Here is a 314-nt window from a genome sequence, read left to right on the forward strand (position 1 = left end):
CGCCACCTTCGAGCTGGTGGTCACGGTGCTGGCGGTGATCGAGCTGCTGATCTTCATGGGGGTGGTGGCGCCGGGCTTCAGCCTGACCAACTTCACCAGCGGCGGCTGGGCCGGGCAGGACCAGTTCTCCCTGGCCGCGGTGGGCGGCATGTTCGCCGCCATTCCCTTCGCCATCTGGTTCTTTCTCGCCATCGAGGGCGCGGCCATGGCAGCCGAGGAAGCCAAGGACCCCAAGCGGACCATTCCCAAGGCCTACATCGCCGGCATCCTCACCCTGGTGACCCTGGCCATCGGCGTGATGATCTTTGCCGGGG

Annotated in this window: 1 protein-coding gene; it reads left to right on the forward strand. The window is 66.9% G+C overall.

The genetic code is table 11. The annotated features are described in order from the left end of the window. Positions 1 to 314 (forward strand): amino acid permease (locus FS767_RS21945; RefSeq protein WP_144968206.1); only part of this gene is annotated, 314 nt, incomplete at both ends.

The organism is Pseudomonas sp. DE0010, assembly GCF_007680745.1.
In the GTDB taxonomy this organism is placed as follows: domain Bacteria; phylum Pseudomonadota; class Gammaproteobacteria; order Pseudomonadales; family Pseudomonadaceae; genus Aquipseudomonas; species Aquipseudomonas parafulva_B.